This window comes from Sphingobacterium sp. GVS05A, assembly GCF_019969845.1.
GTDB lineage: Bacteria > Bacteroidota > Bacteroidia > Sphingobacteriales > Sphingobacteriaceae > Sphingobacterium.
In genome coordinates, this window is record NZ_JAHXYR010000001.1 from 868,495 (window position 1) to 884,975 (window position 16,481).

Here is a 16,481-nt window from a genome sequence, read left to right on the forward strand (position 1 = left end):
TGATCTGATCAATTCAGCGCATGCATGATAGTTATCCAGCATCTTGAATCTTATCCAACGGTTTCCTTTTATTCTCCTTGATATGCTTAAAATGACTTGGAGTCAGCCCAGTTACTTTTTTGAATTGATTGCTCAAATAGGCGACACTGGAGTAATTCAGTTGATAGGCGATCTCGCTTAAAGTCAATTCGTCGTAGACCAATAATTCCTTAACATATTCGATTTTTTGGCTGATGAAATATTTCTCAATTGTCATGCCTTCCACATCTGAAAATAGATTCGAAATATAGTTGTAATCGTGATAAATTTGATTACTTATTATTTCTGATAAATTGAGATTGGTGTTATTATTTTGGTTGCGGATTAGATCCAGCACCAAATGCTTGACCTGTTCAATAAGTACTGTTCTCTTGTCGTCGATCAATTCAAAGCCAAGGGCAGAGAAGCTCTCGGCCAATTGTGCCGATTGTTCTCTGTTCAACGTTTCTTCTATTTCGACCTGTCCTAAAGAAATATGTTTAATGTGAAGATTAAGCTTGGCCAATTCGTTTTCGACAACCATGATGCATCTATTGCATACCATATTCTTTATTGCGAGTTTCATTCGATTTTTTTTAATACAAGTTACAAATCTAAACCCAAAAATCGCAAATTAATCGGACATTCTGTTGTAAGATTTGGGACTTATGTTGTAGAGTTTTGGTGCGGTAAAACGGAATGATTGAGATGCCGTATGTCTTGATCACTAAGGTGTACAGCAGTGACACTATGGATTAATCTCAATAGGGGTGCCTATGGGAACAGCGCGGTAGATCTCATCAATTTCTGTGTTGGTCAATGCCATGCAACCGAAGGTCCAGTCTACACAACGTTGTAGTTTGCCAATGAAGCCCATTCCGTTTCGCAGTCCATGAATTTTGATATCACCACCAGCAGTTTTACCTAGAGTTTTAGCATGGGCGATATCCTTCTCATTGGGATAGGAGACCCCTAAGTTTTTATGGTACCCACTGTGTTGATTCTTATCGTTGATATAATATAATCCCTCTGGAGTTTTTAGGTCACCTTCAATTTCTTTTGCACCTACGGGCTTTCCACCGAGTGAAATACGGTAGGATTTGAGTAATTTTCCGTGTGCATAAGCCAATAAGGCCCTTTTGGATTTATACACCACAAGCCTGTCAATGACAGTATTTTTTGATAAACGGGATTCTGGATAGCGGTTGTAGACCGTCAACGCCAAAATGGATAGGAGGAATACGGCAATACCAACTTTTAGCCAGCTGCTACGACTTTTACTTCGCTTCATAAGGTCTATATTTAATATCGTTGTTTTGTGTATTTGGCAAGTGCCTAATTCATATTAATTAAGATACAAAGTCCCTGTATAAGGGACTTTGTATTGCTATTTGAAATGGTCAGTTGTTAAAATTCACGATCCACATCCTTGTCGCCACGTCCGGATAAATTGACGATAGCAAGTTTATTTTTATCTTTTAGCAGCTTAACTGCTAATGCAACAGCATGTGATGATTCGATTGCCGGAATAATTCCCTCTAATTTTGAAAGCAGTTTATAAGCTGCGATGGCTTCATCATCTGTTACTGGGTAATAGTTTGCTCTATTGCTGTCCTTTAAAGCTGCATGTTGGGGTGATATACCCGGATAGTCCAGTCCTGCAGACACCGAGGTCGAAGGAATTGGATTGCCTTCATCGTCGACCAGGCAGTAGGAATAAGTGCCTTGAAAGACGGTTGGTTTACCGAATGACAGGGTCGCAGCCGTTTTCGGATATGTTCCCGAACCACCACCTTCGCCACCGTTGATTTCAACTTCCTGGTCTTCTAGGAAGCCTGAAAATAATCCAATGGCATTTGATCCACCGCCTACACATGCAAAGATACTATCTGGAAGACGTCCTTCTTGTTCAAGGATCTGTTGTCTGGCTTCTTTCCCGATAACGCTCTGAAAATAGCCAACCATTTTTGGATAAGGATGGGGGCCGACGTGCGAACCCAAAAGGTAATAAGAAGTTGGGTTTTCTACATAGTACATCAAGGCTGCATCAACAGCGTCTTTGAGTGTGCGGCTTCCTAGGTTTGTCGTGACAACTTGAGCACCCAGTAGTTCCATTCGTTTCACGTTCAACGCCTGACGGGCAGCATCAATCTCTCCCATAAATACCTTACAGGGGATATTTAATAATGCCGCCGCTGTGGCTGTTGCAACACCATGTTGTCCTGCACCGGTTTCCGCAATGATCTCGGTAGCACCCATTTGTTTGGCCAATAAGATCTGACCGATACAATTGTTTATTTTATGTGAACCAGTATGGTTTAGATCCTCCCGCTTTAAATAGATCCTAGAACCAACATAATCACTTAGGTTCTTGGCAAAATACAAAGGTGATGGACGTCCAACATAGTGTTTAAGGATAGAAATAAATTCGTTTTGGAATTCTTCTTTCTGTACATGGCTATCGAAAAATTCGGCTAACTTGTTTAACTGACTTTCCAAAACAGGTGGGATAAACGATCCACCATACTCGCCATATTTACCATTGTATTGAAGCATGTTTTCGTTCGCTTCGACAGATGCACACTTTTCTAGACTCATTTTAGGCTTAAGTTTTCTTGTTGTAAAAATGTTTGATAATAATAGAAGCCTAAATATAGCAATCTTTGTAGGTTTTGGATAAAAAACAACAAAATATTGTTTATGAATTGGATGTAGATAGTTGGATCAGGCTCATTCACATCACAACGATTTTAGAAATTTCAATATAATGTTAGTGAGAATTATATGCTATCTATTTGTATAGAAAAGCTAAATAATATATATTTTATATATTTTATTTCTATTCAAAAGAATTGTATTTGTATATAAATGTTTGTTTATTATTTTCACTTATATATAATTTATTTATATAGTCCGTGTTCCAAGCGTTATTTGACAATTGTTTGCACCTTATCTGAGACTGATTCGTGCCTGATTCGCCCCTAGAAGCAGGTCTGAGCATAGTGCGAACACTATCAGTCCGTGTTGAGTCCGTGTTTAACACGGACTCAACACGGACTGATGTCGGACTCAACACAGATTCATGACGACCACGATGCGACGCTGTGAAGGAGCAGGTAGCTACTGTGGTCAAACAGAAACCGAAGCATTGACGAAGCGTACATAGCTTTCGAATAGGACTATGAAAAAAGGCATTTTTCTCAGAAAAGATGCCTTGTTAAATATATGTTTTGCGAATAATAGTCGATCGCAGCCTGTTTTACGCTTTTGGTTTGCGGAAGATAAAATAGAGACCCACCAAAATAAAGGGTATACTCAGCAATTGCCCCATATTTAGTAGCATGCTTTGCTCAAAATCTTCCTGATCGATTTTAAAATGTTCCAGTACCATCCGTGCACCAAATAGCAAGACCATAAAAATGCCGAATAATTTCCCTTTTTGACGATTCGGGTTTGACTTGAATAAGGAACCGATAATAATAAAGATGATAATATAAGCGATGGCTTCATAGAGCTGACCCGGATGGCGAGGGATGTTGTCATGACGGTCAAAAATGATTGCCCAAGGTAAATCCGTAGGGGTGCCGACCATCTCTGAATTGAAAAAATTTCCGATACGGATCAGCGCACCAGCAATAGGAACAACCACAACCAATCGGTCTGCCAACCATAAAAAGTCTGTTTTTGTTTTGCGGCAGAAGAGGTAAAGTGCTGTGAGGATACCGATAGCCCCCCCATGAGAAGCCAATCCGGCGAAACCTGTGACCTGGAATCCGTTTTTATCCCATTTGAAAGGTAGGAAAATTTCCAGAATATGGTCTTTATAATAGTCAAAATCGTAGAACAGACAATGACCAAGTCGTGCGCCAATCAGCGTGCCGAGAAAGATATAGATGGAAAGTTGGTCCAGTTGTTCCTGCGAGCGGCCTTCTTTTTTGAAAATACGCAACATAATAACATAGGAAACAAAAAAAGCGAGGAGCCAACATAAGGCGTAGTAACGGAGGGCAAATGCGCCAAGGTTGAACATCTCGGGATCAATATTCCAATGTATAGCACTTAGTATTGAATTCATATATTTTATGTCTGTTTAAATTACCATGGTAAAGATAAGGTTTAATCTTATTTTTCAATAAAATCAAAGTTAAATGTAAAAGGAATATTCCAAAAAACATTTTTACTTTTGCATTTCATTGAAATTTTCATATTTTGACGAAAGTAAATAGAAAAGGAAAAGATGGCTGAAAAGAATAAGAAAAAAGAACAGAAAACGACTGCGGTCGTGACAAAAGATTCGCTTTCATTTTTTGAAAAATATATAAACAACGCTTCTCCCACAGGTTTTGAATGGGAAGGTCAACGTTTATGGCTGGATTATCTGAAACCTTATGTGGACGAAACATTCGTGGATAACTATGGTACCGCAGTTGGTGTTATCAACCCCAAAGCGAGCTATAAAGTAGTCATCGAAGCACATGCTGATGAAATCTCCTGGTTTGTTAATTACATTACAAAAGATGGATTGATCTACGTGGTGCGTAATGGTGGTTCTGATCATCAGATTGCACCTTCCAAACGAGTGAACATTCATACAGAAAAAGGAATCGTTAAGGCGGTATTTGGCTGGCCTGCCATTCATACACGTTCGGGCGAGAAAGAAGAAAATCCTTCCCTAAAAAATATCTTTTTGGATTGTGGTTGCAGCAGCAAAGAAGAGGTAGAAGCCTTGGGGGTACATGTGGGGTGTGTGATTACCTATGAAGACACCTTTTCAATCTTGAATGACCGTTACTATATCGGACGGGCCCTGGATAATCGTGCTGGTGGCTTTATGATTGCCGAGGTTGCGCGCCTGCTAAAAGAGAATAAAAAGAAATTGCCATTTGGATTATATATCGTAAATTCGGTGCAGGAAGAGATTGGATTGCGTGGTGCTGAAATGATTGCAGACCGCATAAAACCGAATGTTGCCATTGTTACAGATGTGACACACGATACCCAAACGCCGATGATCAACAAGATCACACAGGGAGATTTATTCTCCGGAAAAGGTCCGGTATTGTCTTATGCTCCAGCAGTTCAGGTCAATTTGAATAAACTGTTGGTTAAAGTTGCTGAGGAAAACAATATCCCATTCCAACGTCAGGCGTGTTCACGTTATACAGGGACAGATACAGATGCTTTTGCTTACAGCAATGGCGGGGTGCCTTCAGCATTGATTTCTTTGCCGTTGCGTTATATGCATACAACGGTTGAGATGGTGCATAAAGAAGATGTTGACAATGTGATCCGTTTGATCTATCAAACATTGTTGAATATCGAGGATGGACAGGACTTTAGAACATTTACAAAATAAAATTTAGGATTATATTAACTTACATTTAGAATTATTATGGAAAATAACCAAAATCAAAACGAATTGAGCATTGAGTTGACAGAAGAAGTAGCAGAAGGAATCTACTCAAATCTTGCGATTATCACTCACTCTAATACAGAATTTGTGGTTGACTTTATCCGTGTGATGCCAGGAGTGCCAAAAGCAAAAGTGAAATCAAGAATCGTTTTGACTCCAGAGCACGCAAAACGCTTGTTAGGTGCATTGGTTGATAACGTGAATCGTTTCGAAGCATTGAACGGTCCAATTAAAATGGATATGGGTGCTGCTGAACAACCGCAACAAGGTGGTGATCCAACAGTAGCATTTCCTTTCGGAACTCCTCAAGGTCAAGCATAGTCAATAGCATAATCTATCGATAATTAAGGCGCCAATAAAACAATTGGCGCCTTTTTTTGTCTCCATTTGTGGATACAGGACTGCCCGGATGTTTGGGCTTGGGCCCGACTTTTGCTATTTTTAGAAAAACTTATTTCAAAAGGAGATTTATATGGATATTCAAGTGCGCAACTTGACAAAGAAGGATTATGTTGGTTTGAAGAAATCAATGGAGCAAGCTTATGATGGTGTGGGGGAGACCTGGTCAAAGGAAAATATTCAGGATTTGATTGAAATATTTCCTGAGGGGCAATTATGTGTGGAGATAGATGGCCAAGTCGTTGCCTGTGCCTTATCTATTATCCTCAATTCTAAAAAGAATAACATCTACGATAGTTATTATGATATTATTGACGATGGTAAATTCAGCAAACATAGTAATGACGGAGATACTTTGTATGGTATCGAAGTATTTGTGCATCCAGAACATCGTGCACTACGCTTAGGGCGCCGTTTGTATGATGCACGAAAAGAGCTATGCGAGCAGATGAACTTAAAATGTATCGTTGCTGGTGGCCGGATCCCCAATTACCATAATTATGCGGACAAAATGAGCCCTAGGGTTTATATTGAGAAAGTAAAACGCAAGGAAATCTATGATCCGACACTGACATTTCAACTTTCCAATGATTTTCATGTCAAAAAGATTCTGAAACATTATCTGCCAGAGGATGCCGAGTCGATGGAATTTGCGACCTTGCTGGAATGGAATAATATTTATTATGAATCGGAGACCCGTTCGATTTCGACAACAAAACAGACCATCCGTTTAGGACTGGTGCAGTGGCAGATGCGCTTATTCGATAATATTGAAGCTTTCTATGACCAGATCGAATTCTTTGTGGATACTGTTAGTGATTATGGAACGGATTTTATCATGTTTCCAGAGTTTTTTAATACACCGCTAATGAGCCCTTACAATGACCTTCCCGAACGATTGGCGATGGAAAGATTGGCGCAGCATACTTCCGATATTATTGATCGTATTCAGCAGTTTGCGGTTTCCTATAACGTGAATATTATTGCAGGATCTATGCCACTGATGGAAAATAAGAAACTCTATAATGTTTCTTATCTCTGTCATCGAAATGGTAAACTGGATGAATTTAAGAAAATTCATATCACGCCAAATGAATTTAAATACTATGGTATGGTCGGGGGAAGTGAGGTAAAGGTATTCGATACAGACTGTGGGAAAGTCGGCCTGTTGATCTGTTATGACGTCGAGTTCCCGGAGTTGAGCCGCATTCTGGCCGATCAGGGAATGCAGATCCTATTTGTACCTTTTATGACCGATACACAGAATGGTTATATTCGGGTCAGAACCTGTGCACAGGCCCGCGCCATCGAAAACGAATGTTATGTGGCCATTGCGGGGTCTGTGGGTAACTTGCCACGCGTCAATAATATGGATATTCAATATTCGCAATCCGCCGTCTTTACGCCATCTGATTTTGCATTTCCAAATAATGCCATTAAAGCAGAAGCTACCCCCAATGCCGAAATGGTGCTGATCGCTGATGTGGATCTTTATGCATTGCGTGATCTACATGAATATGGTACCGTAAAAGTCAAAAAAGATCGACGCAAAGACCTGTATGAAGTAAAACTTTTGAAATAATTACGCTGTATTTTTGAAGCGCTTCAAAATATGCTTAGCTTTAATTATATTCTTTAATCTAATAAAGTATGATACAAAAAGTCAAATGGGGGACGCTCTCGATCGTCTTAATGATGCTGTCATGTCAGTCCAATAAGAGCAAAGAGGGTGCACAAGAAGTCAGAACCAATTTTTTTGATGTTTCTGGCATGGACACAACAGTCAATCCTGGTGACAACTTCTTCCAATATGCGAATGGTGCATGGATGAAAAATACCCAGATACCGGCTTCCGAAACGGGCTGGGGCTCATTTTATATTCTAGCAGATGAAAATTTGCAGAAATTAAAAACAGTATTGGAAAATGCTGCTCAGTCCAACGCCAAGAAGGGATCAGATCAACAGAAAGCTGGTGATTTCTATGCGAGCGGTATGGATACCGTAACCATTGATAAACTTGGTGCCAAGCCGATAGAAGGAACGATTCAGAAAATCAATGCATTGAAAACTGTCGATGAATTGATCGCCTATGCGGCAGATGGATTTAAAGATGGCGATGGTGACCTTTTTAGTTTTTATGTGGCTGCCGATGATCGGATCAGCAGTAAAAATGCACTTCAATTTTTTCAAGGTGGTTTGAATCTGCCAGAGGCTAGCTACTATTTGGATCAGGATGATAAAGCGAAAAAGATCAGGGAAGCTTATGTGGCCTATTTGGTTAAAATGTTTGGATTGATCGGTGAGGGAGCAAATGCCCAGAAATCTGCTGAAGAGGTACTAAAACTGGAAACGGAAATCGCGAAATCCCATGTAACGCCCGTTGAATTGCGGGATCCAATCAAAAACTATAATAAATTTGCCGTTCAGGATTTCCAGAAACAAACCCCAAATTTGAATTGGAAAGATATTCTTGGGCGACTGGAGGTGAAGACTGATACAATTTTGGTACAGCAACCTAAGTTCTACCTCGCCTTAAATAATTTGTTGAAATCACAGCCTGTAGATATTTGGAAAACAAAACTAAAGGCTGATTTGGCAAATGCTTCTGCGACTGCGCTGAGTAAGGAGTTTCGTGATGCAAAATTTGAACTATTCGGCAAGACACTCAATGGACAAAAGCAGCAAAAAGAACGTTGGAAGTTGATGGTTAGTTCTGCTGATGAAAACCTGGGTGAGATTGTCGGTAAACTTTATGTCGATGACTATTTCAAACCTGAAGCAAAACAGCGCATGATGGAATTGGTCGATAATTTGCAAAAAGTCTACAAGACCAGAATCGAGAAATTAGACTGGATGACACCGGAAACCAAGAAAAAGGCAATCGAAAAATTGGAAGCTTTTGTCAAGAAAATCGGTTATCCAGAAAAATGGAAAGATTATAGCGATGTAGAAGTTGCAAAAGATACGTATTATGCGAATCTGCAGTCTTCAGCTAAGCATGCTTATAAGGAGATGGTCAGTAAAATAAGCAAGCCTGTTGATAAAAAGGAATGGCTCATGACAACACCTACCGTAAACGCTTATTATAATCCACCCTACAATGAGATTGTATTCCCAGCGGGAATCCTACAATTTCCATTCTTTGACGCCAATGCGGATGATGCGATCAACTATGGTGCTATTGGTGCTGTCATAGGTCATGAGATGACACATGGTTTTGATGATCAGGGCAGACAGTATGATAAGGCCGGTAATTTGAATGATTGGTGGACAGCAGTAGATGCCAAACAGTTTACCGAACGTGCAAATCAAGTAACGAAATTGTACGGCAGCTTCACCTTATTGGATAATCAACATGTCAATGGAGAATTAACCCTTGGGGAGAATCTAGCTGACATTGGTGGATTGAACATTGCTTATGATGCATTTAAACTGACCAAACAAGGGCAGGGGAACGATAAGATTGACGGTTTTACAGGTGATCAGCGTTTCTTTTTGAGTTTTGCACAGGTATGGCGGGTGAAAAGCAGCGATGAGCGCATGCGTTTACGTTTGAAAGTTGATCCACATAGCCCGGAACAGTTCCGTGTAAATGGCCCTGTCTATAATATGGAAGCATTTTATAAGGCATTTAATGTGCAGCCTACAGCTAAAATGTACGTTGCACCGGAAAAAAGAATTTTAGTTTGGTAAGAGGTTAATACTTGCTAGTCTGTTATTTCCGATGGAGAGACACACTGGTTGATGAAGAATGAAGGGAAAAAGATAGATTTATCTTTGAATTGTGATAAAAACTAATTACTTTTGCCCTTCATTTAATAACACATTTAATTAATTAACAATGTACGCAATAGTAAATATAGCAGGACAGCAATTTAAGGTTGCAAAAGACCAGTTCCTTTTTGTACACCGTTTACAAGGAGATGAAGGCGCTAGTATTGAATTTGACAATGTATTGTTAGCAGAAGACGGTGGTAAATTTACCATTGGTACACCTAGCGTTGCTGGTGCAAAAGTTTCGGCTAAAATTTTGTCTCATTTAAAAGGCGATAAAGTTATCGTTTTCAAGAAAAAACGTCGTAAAGGCTACAAAAAGAAAAACGGTCACCGTCAACAATTTTCTAAAATCCAGATCACTGGTATTACGTTATAATTGAATTTTTAATCAGACATTAGTCTTAAATTAAGATAAAGAAATGGCACACAAAAAAGGTGCGGGTAGTTCTAAGAACGGCCGTGAGTCACATAGCAAGCGTTTAGGTATCAAAATCTTCGGTGGTCAACAAGCAATCGCTGGTAACATCATCGTACGCCAACGCGGTACACAACACAATCCTGACACAAATGTTGGTATTGGTAAAGACCACACATTGTTCGCTCTAGTAGACGGTAAAGTAGTTTTCCGTAAAAAAGCTAACAATAAATCTTATGTATCTGTAGTTCCTACAGAACAAGCATAAGGTTTGCAACAATATTTGAAGAAGGCATCAAGCAATTGATGCCTTTTTTTGTGTATATCACTTTTTGTTGCCAAATTTTATTTTTAACAGATTCAATGATTCGGCCGAAATCAAGGAATGTTCCATCTGATTGGATCAGAGTTGTTTGCTGGTTCGAAAAACTCGTGGATGTTCTCATAAGGGAAAAAAACGGGTCTTTATTTATGAGGTAAATTGTTATTTTCTGTTAAATGTAACCGCTTTGGTACAATTTTTATAAAGGATATGTGTTTTTAAGATAAATACCGATTTATGAAATACAACAAGTTTGGATATGGTCTGTGTGCTGGATTGTTTGCCTGCTCTCTATATTCCTGTAGTTCGATCTATATGCCCAATGTTCCTTCGGCACCTATGTTTACAGAAGCTGGTGAGGTTTATGTCTCCGGAAATATAAATACAAAGGCAAATGTATCCGCAAATTTGGGTGTAGCAGTGACGGATCACGTTGCTGTGATTGCTAATGGATCCTATGTAGACAATGGATCCAATACCAAGGACTACGCGCAGAAAATGGGGGAAGCGGGGATAGGTTACTATACACGTTTTGGTAAAAAAAATAATCGGGTATTTGAAGTATATGGTGGTTATGGGTTAGGGACCACAAGTGTAATTGATAAAAGATCGTCAACGATGGGGCAGGCAATTGTGGAGACACAAGACATGGACTTTGACAAGATTTTCGTGCAGGTGAATTTTTCATCGGAAAAGAAGGATGCCCTGAAATTGTTTGGTAATAGACATGATATTGACTACGGTACAATCATTAGACTGAGCAATATGCGTATGAAGAACTTTGCGATAGATGGCCTTCCAGTCGAGAAAGAAGATAATATGCTTATTGAGCCTGTGTTTTATACCAGGATGGGGCTTGGAAAAGGGTGGAAGTTGCAATACACAAATGGTATGGTTTTCGGTTTTAAAAGCAATACATATTTAAAAGCTGGTTACCCATTGTTTACACTGGGAGTTTTGTATAAATTTGGAGGAAAATAGCGGCTATGAGCAAGAAAATTTTATTTGGATGTTTGGTCTTTTTGGGCTTATTCATTTCCGGATGCGGAGTAAATAGACAAAAAGCACAGATCGAGAACTTGGCGAAATGTAAGTTTGACGTAGAATCAGTGGACAGTATTCGATTGGCAGGGACGTCGCTGCAGCGTCTGATTAAAAATAATCAGATTGACCTCGGGGCGGCACCGAGTCTGGCTTTGGCCTACTTACGAAAGGATATTCCTTTGGATGCCGTAATTCGTCTTAAAATAGATAATCCAACACTAAAGAAAGCATCCATCAATAAGTTTCAATATATCATTCTATATGGTGGCCAGCAGCTTGTCGAAGGAATTGTCAATCAATCCTTGCAAATTGAACCTGGTGAGTCTACTGTGGCCAATGTACGTATTGCAACCAATATTTATGATCTTTTGGTGAATTCGGATCTGCAAAATTTTTTAATGTCCAGCGACGAGAATAAAAAGGGAATATTTACGTTAAAAATTAAACCTTCGATCAATATTGCTGGCCAATCGGTATTCTATCCTGGATATATTACCATAGATAAGGCGGTGAGCCGAAAAATCCTGCTATAAGGGGTACGGATCAGTAAAAAGATAAAAAGGTTTCCCATGCGAATGGAAAACCTTTTTTATTGATGGAACTTTTTTTGACTAACCTTAACCTCCCTGTGGAGATGGGCAAGTCTGCTTGCTAAACCGTTATTACAAAAGGTTCCTTTGTGTAAGAATTAAACTGTAATAAAAAAGTTATAATGTCAAAGTGTAAAGTATACACCTTATTTTATATTTTAGTCTTTAAATAGAAACCTAAATATGTTAAAAAGATTCTTAATTCCTGTTTTGCTGTTTGCCGGGGTACATGCTATTGCTCAAAAGAAGTTTGATCCTTATGAGCAGACCATTGAAGGGACCAATCTTTCGTTTAAAATGGTAGCAATCCCGGGCGGAAGCTTCAAAATGGGATCTGTCACTGGCGGGAAGGATGATGAAAAGCCGGTACATGAGGTTAAACTTGATCCGTTCTGGATGGGGCAGTATGAAGTGACCTGGGATTTGTTTGAGCCTTTTTTGTACAAAGATTACGAAATCGCAAAAAGCAAAGATGGTAAGGTTGCGCCGGAAATAGACGCCGTCACCAGACCCACGAAACCCTACCTTGATATGACATTTGGTTTTGGTAAAGAAGGGCATCCTGCACTTGCCATGACGCACTATAATGCGATTCAATTTTGTAAATGGTTATATGTACGTACAGGTGTATTCTATCGTCTGCCAACGGAGGCGGAATGGGAATATGCTGCACGTGCCGGGGCTAAGACCGCTTATTTTTTTGGAGATAAAGAGGCTCAATTAGGTGATTATGCCTGGTTTAAAGATAATTCGGAGCAAAAAACGCATGCTGTAGGAGAGAAGAAACCTAATCCTTGGGGCCTTTATGATATTTATGGTAATGTGGGGGAATGGACCTATGACCAATACAAAGCCGATAGCTATACTGAAGGTAAAGATAAGGTGTTAACGAATCCAGTTGTCGTTCCAACGACTTTGTATCCGCATGTTGTCCGTGGTGGAGCGTTCGATCATGCTGCAGCAGATCTTCGTTCGGCTGCCCGTGGAGCCTCAGACCCAATTTGGAAACAATTGGACCCTCAGGTTCCAAAAAGTAATTGGTGGTTTCCCGAAGCACCATTTGTCGGTATGCGTTTAGTACGACCGTTGAATCCACCTAGTCATGAAGAAATTATGGCTTATTATGATAAAAAACCAATTAAAGATTTTTAAAAAATAAAATAATCAATATAAAACTGTTATGGAAAATCTAGAAAGAAGAGATTTTATTAAAACTTCTGCCATGGTTGCAGGCGGTGCCATGTTAAGCTCACTGCCTTTATCCGGAGCCTATGCTGCTGGTTCTGATGTCATCAAAGTGGCTTTAGTTGGCTGTGGAGGTAGAGGTACCGGTGCTACATTTGACGCCCTAAGCTCAGGAGCGAACATCAAAGTTGTTGCTTTGGCTGATGCATTTAAAGATAATTTAGATAGTACATATAATACGCTTAAAGAGAAATGGCAAGATAAAATCGATGTCAGCGATAACCATAAATTTGTAGGATTTGATGCTTATAAAGAGGCTATTAAATTAGCTGATGTTGTTATTTTAGCGACGCCTCCAGGGTTTAGACCGACACATTTTGAAGAAGCAATCCGTCAGGGAAAACATGTTTTTATGGAGAAACCTGTTGCTGTTGATATTCCAGGTGTGCAACAAGTTATACGTGCGGCTGCTGAGGCTAAACGCAAAAAATTGAATGTTGTCGTCGGTTTGCAACGTCGCTATCAGACCAACTATCGTGAAGCGATCAAGCGTATCCATGACGGCGCAATCGGTGATATTACTTCAGGACAGGTGTATTGGAATTCGGGCGGGGTATGGGTACGCCCACGTAAACCAGAACAATCTGAAATGGAATATCAGATGCGTAACTGGTATTATTTCAACTGGTTGTGTGGTGACCACATCGTTGAGCAACATGTACACAACATTGACATTGCCAACTGGGTGAAAGGTTCTTATCCAGTATCGATCCAAGGTACAGGAAGTAGAGCACACCGTACTGGTAAAGAATACGGCGAAATCTATGATAATTTTGCGCTCGAACTGACCTATGCAGACAACAGTGTGGTATATAGCCAATGTCGACATTTTGAAGGAATACAAAATCGCGTTGATGAGCAGTTTCAGGCGACAAAAGGTCGCGTATATCTTTCGGCTGGTGGACAGGCTGTATTGTATGATTGGAAAGGTAAAGAGATCTATCGCCATGACGCGAAAGGTAATCCAAATCCTTACCAACAAGAACACAAAGAACTTTTTGAAGCGATCACTAAAGGTGAGTATAAGTTTGACAATGCAGAATATGGCGCTTATAGCACGTTAACGGGGATCATCGGACGTATTGCTTGTTATACAGGTAAGGTTATCAAATGGGATGAGGCATTGAAATCAACAATCAAATTGGGGCCAGATGTACTGGCGTGGGATGCTAAACCGAAGTTACTTCCTGATACAGAGGGTTTTTACGCTGTAGCAAACCCCGGTCAAAATACAAGCCTTTATATATAATAGCAGTGCAGTGATGGGGCTAAATAGGGAAATCTGCTGTATATTCTTTTTTATTATTGGGGCGCTTGGTTTACAGGCACAAACTGGTCAAAAAAAGTTAAGCAAGATTCGCCTGGAAGGCCCCGCACAAGGCACGCAGTTTCACGTTACTTATTTCGCTTCAGATAGTCTTGTCAGGCGGTCGGAGATTGATAGCATCTTAAAAGTTATCGATCTATCGATGTCGATCTATCGCAAGGATTCGAAAATATCCTTGTTCAACCAAGACAGCGTTATGCAGATTGAAATGGATAAGCATATGGCCTATGTCATTGCGGCTTCATTCCGATACAACAAACTATCTAAAGGCCAATTCGATATTACTATTGCCCCACTGGTCAACCTTTGGGGCTTTGGTATTAAAAAAAGTCAGGTTCCTCCGGATTCGGCAACAGTTTACGCCGCGAAACAATTTGTAGGCATGCATCATCTTAAAGTCAATCGCAAGCAGCTAATCAAGAAAAAGCAGGGGGTTAAGATTGATGTCAATGGTATCGCACAAGGGTATACCGTCGATGTGCTGGCTGATTACCTCGAACATAAAGGAATTTCCAATTATATGGTGGAAGTAGGTGGTGAAATTAGAGCTTCGGGAACTCCACCAGGACAAAAGGGCTTTTCCATTGGGATTGTCCAGCCCGACGAAAACAAGCAGGAGGATATCATGACAGCGGTTGTCCAACTCAACTCCGGTGCGCTAACCACAGCTGGTAGTTTTGAGAAATTTATTAAATATAAGGATAAAAAACTAGGGCATCATATCAATCCGGGTACAGGATTCCCTTATACAACCAGTGTATTAAGTGTTACTGTATATACCAGAACTGCCATGGATGCTGATGCTTTGGACAACTACTTTATGGGAATGGAACCGACAGAGATTATCGCGAAGGCCAGGAAATTGAAAGACGTGGAAGTTTTTGTCATTTATAAGAATAAAAACCAAGCCATTCAGACGATTTATTCAGATGGATTTGGTAAATTATTTAAAAATTAATCAACTATAAACAAAATGAAAAGATCTGATTTTATAAAAAGTGGCCTTTTGGCCGCTGGAGCCGGATTATCTGGGCATACATTTGCCTCAACAAACCAAAATGCGACCAATATGATGGATAAAGGAAAGACATTCAATCTAAATTATGCACCACATCAAGGGATGTTCAAGAACCACGCAGGGGACAACTTTCTGGACGAAATCCGCTATATGCATGATTTGGGTTTCAGGGGAATTGAAGATAACGGTTACCTCGGTCGTACATTGGACGAGCAAAAGAAAGTAGGAGACCTATTGGCTAAATTGGGAATGACGATGGGTGTATTTGTCGTTGATGGCGGTCAAAATTGGATGCCTTCCTTAGCGACAGGTAAAAAAGAGTTCTTAGACAAATTTGTCGAAACCTGTCATAAGTCTGTAGAAGCGGCCAAGCGCTGTAATGCAAAATGGCTTACGGTAGTCCCTGGATTTTATGAACGGAGATTACCTTGGGGAAATCAATTCAGCAATATCCTTGAGGCGATGCGTAGAGGGGCAGAGATCTTCGAACCACATGGTCTGGTGATGGTGCTAGAGACTCTAAGTGATACGCCGGAATTATTTTTACAACAGACGCATGAAACCTATGCGATGTGTAAGGCTGTCAATAGTCCTTCTTGTAAAATATTGTACGATATCTACCATATGCAACGTACAGAAGGGGATTTGATTGCTAACATGAACCGTTGCTGGGATGAAATTGCCTATATTCAAATTGGTGATAATCCGGGCCGTAAAGAACCCACTACAGGAGAGATCAATTATAAAAATGTCTTCAAACATATTCATACTAAAGGATATAGGGGTATAATGGGTATGGAACATGGTAATTCTAAGCCCGGTAAAGAGGGAGAAGACAGATTGGTAACTGCCTACCGTGAGGTCGATAGCTTTTTGTAATATTTTAATAGTGTACTATTGACAATTAGATTTA

Annotated in this window: 16 protein-coding genes; 12 read left to right on the top strand and 4 right to left on the bottom strand. The window is 40.0% G+C overall.

Annotation, left to right across the window (positions count from 1 at the left end; translation table 11 throughout):
• Window positions 1-31: 31 nt before the first annotated feature.
• The 4 genes from LC454_RS03715 to lgt all read right to left on the bottom strand — a co-directional run bounded on the left by LC454_RS03715 (window position 32) and on the right by lgt (window position 4,093).
• Window positions 32-604 (bottom strand): helix-turn-helix domain-containing protein, encoded by a 573-nt coding sequence (locus LC454_RS03715; RefSeq protein WP_120258092.1) that lies wholly within the window; start codon window positions 602-604, stop codon window positions 32-34.
• A 162-nt stretch (window positions 605-766) separates the two neighbouring features.
• Window positions 767-1,309, bottom strand: coding sequence for a murein L,D-transpeptidase family protein (locus LC454_RS03720; RefSeq protein ID WP_223579627.1), 543 nt, complete (start codon window positions 1,307-1,309; stop codon window positions 767-769).
• Between the two features lie 116 nt (window positions 1,310-1,425).
• Window positions 1,426-2,616 (bottom strand): tryptophan synthase subunit beta, encoded by a 1,191-nt coding sequence (gene trpB / locus LC454_RS03725; protein WP_223579630.1) that lies wholly within the window; start codon window positions 2,614-2,616, stop codon window positions 1,426-1,428.
• A 661-nt stretch (window positions 2,617-3,277) separates the two neighbouring features.
• A complete protein-coding gene (gene lgt, locus LC454_RS03730) occupies window positions 3,278-4,093 on the bottom strand; it encodes a prolipoprotein diacylglyceryl transferase (RefSeq protein WP_223579634.1) in 816 nt (271 codons plus the stop codon).
• Window positions 4,094-4,255: 162 nt separating this feature from the next.
• Between lgt and LC454_RS03735 the strand changes: the two genes are divergently transcribed.
• From LC454_RS03735 to LC454_RS03790, 12 genes are all read left to right on the top strand, one after another.
• Window positions 4,256-5,374 carry a M42 family metallopeptidase gene (locus LC454_RS03735; RefSeq protein WP_120258090.1) on the top strand — a complete coding sequence of 373 codons (1,119 nt, stop codon included), beginning with the start codon at window positions 4,256-4,258 and terminating at the stop codon, window positions 5,372-5,374.
• A gap of 36 nt (window positions 5,375-5,410) precedes the next feature.
• The gene (locus LC454_RS03740; RefSeq protein WP_223579637.1) at window positions 5,411-5,752 is read left to right on the top strand and encodes a DUF3467 domain-containing protein; all 342 of its coding nucleotides are present in this window, start codon (window positions 5,411-5,413) and stop codon (window positions 5,750-5,752) included.
• A gap of 151 nt (window positions 5,753-5,903) precedes the next feature.
• Window positions 5,904-7,412 carry a carbon-nitrogen hydrolase family protein gene (locus LC454_RS03745; RefSeq protein ID WP_223579640.1) on the top strand — a complete coding sequence of 503 codons (1,509 nt, stop codon included), beginning with the start codon at window positions 5,904-5,906 and terminating at the stop codon, window positions 7,410-7,412.
• Between the two features lie 68 nt (window positions 7,413-7,480).
• Window positions 7,481-9,523, top strand: a complete 2,043-nt coding sequence (locus LC454_RS03750; protein WP_223579643.1) for a M13 family metallopeptidase — start codon at window positions 7,481-7,483, stop codon at window positions 9,521-9,523.
• Window positions 9,524-9,671: 148 nt separating this feature from the next.
• Window positions 9,672-9,983: a 50S ribosomal protein L21 gene (rplU, locus tag LC454_RS03755; protein ID WP_028068281.1), complete on the top strand. Its 312-nt coding sequence runs from the start codon at window positions 9,672-9,674 to the stop codon at window positions 9,981-9,983.
• Between the two features lie 43 nt (window positions 9,984-10,026).
• Window positions 10,027-10,290, top strand: a complete 264-nt coding sequence (rpmA, locus tag LC454_RS03760; RefSeq protein WP_046672918.1) for a 50S ribosomal protein L27 — start codon at window positions 10,027-10,029, stop codon at window positions 10,288-10,290.
• 291 nt (window positions 10,291-10,581) lie between these two features.
• Window positions 10,582-11,325, top strand: coding sequence for a hypothetical protein (locus LC454_RS03765; RefSeq protein WP_223579646.1), 744 nt, complete (start codon window positions 10,582-10,584; stop codon window positions 11,323-11,325).
• A gap of 5 nt (window positions 11,326-11,330) precedes the next feature.
• Window positions 11,331-11,921 carry a hypothetical protein gene (locus LC454_RS03770; RefSeq protein WP_120258085.1) on the top strand — a complete coding sequence of 197 codons (591 nt, stop codon included), beginning with the start codon at window positions 11,331-11,333 and terminating at the stop codon, window positions 11,919-11,921.
• A 240-nt stretch (window positions 11,922-12,161) separates the two neighbouring features.
• The gene (locus tag LC454_RS03775; RefSeq protein WP_223579648.1) at window positions 12,162-13,130 is read left to right on the top strand and encodes a formylglycine-generating enzyme family protein; all 969 of its coding nucleotides are present in this window, start codon (window positions 12,162-12,164) and stop codon (window positions 13,128-13,130) included.
• A 28-nt stretch (window positions 13,131-13,158) separates the two neighbouring features.
• Window positions 13,159-14,472 carry a Gfo/Idh/MocA family oxidoreductase gene (locus LC454_RS03780; protein ID WP_223579650.1) on the top strand — a complete coding sequence of 438 codons (1,314 nt, stop codon included), beginning with the start codon at window positions 13,159-13,161 and terminating at the stop codon, window positions 14,470-14,472.
• Between the two features lie 13 nt (window positions 14,473-14,485).
• Window positions 14,486-15,508 (top strand): FAD:protein FMN transferase, encoded by a 1,023-nt coding sequence (locus LC454_RS03785; protein WP_223579671.1) that lies wholly within the window; start codon window positions 14,486-14,488, stop codon window positions 15,506-15,508.
• Between the two features lie 15 nt (window positions 15,509-15,523).
• Window positions 15,524-16,447 (top strand): hydroxypyruvate isomerase family protein, encoded by a 924-nt coding sequence (locus tag LC454_RS03790; protein ID WP_223579685.1) that lies wholly within the window; start codon window positions 15,524-15,526, stop codon window positions 16,445-16,447.
• Window positions 16,448-16,481 lie beyond the last annotated feature (34 nt).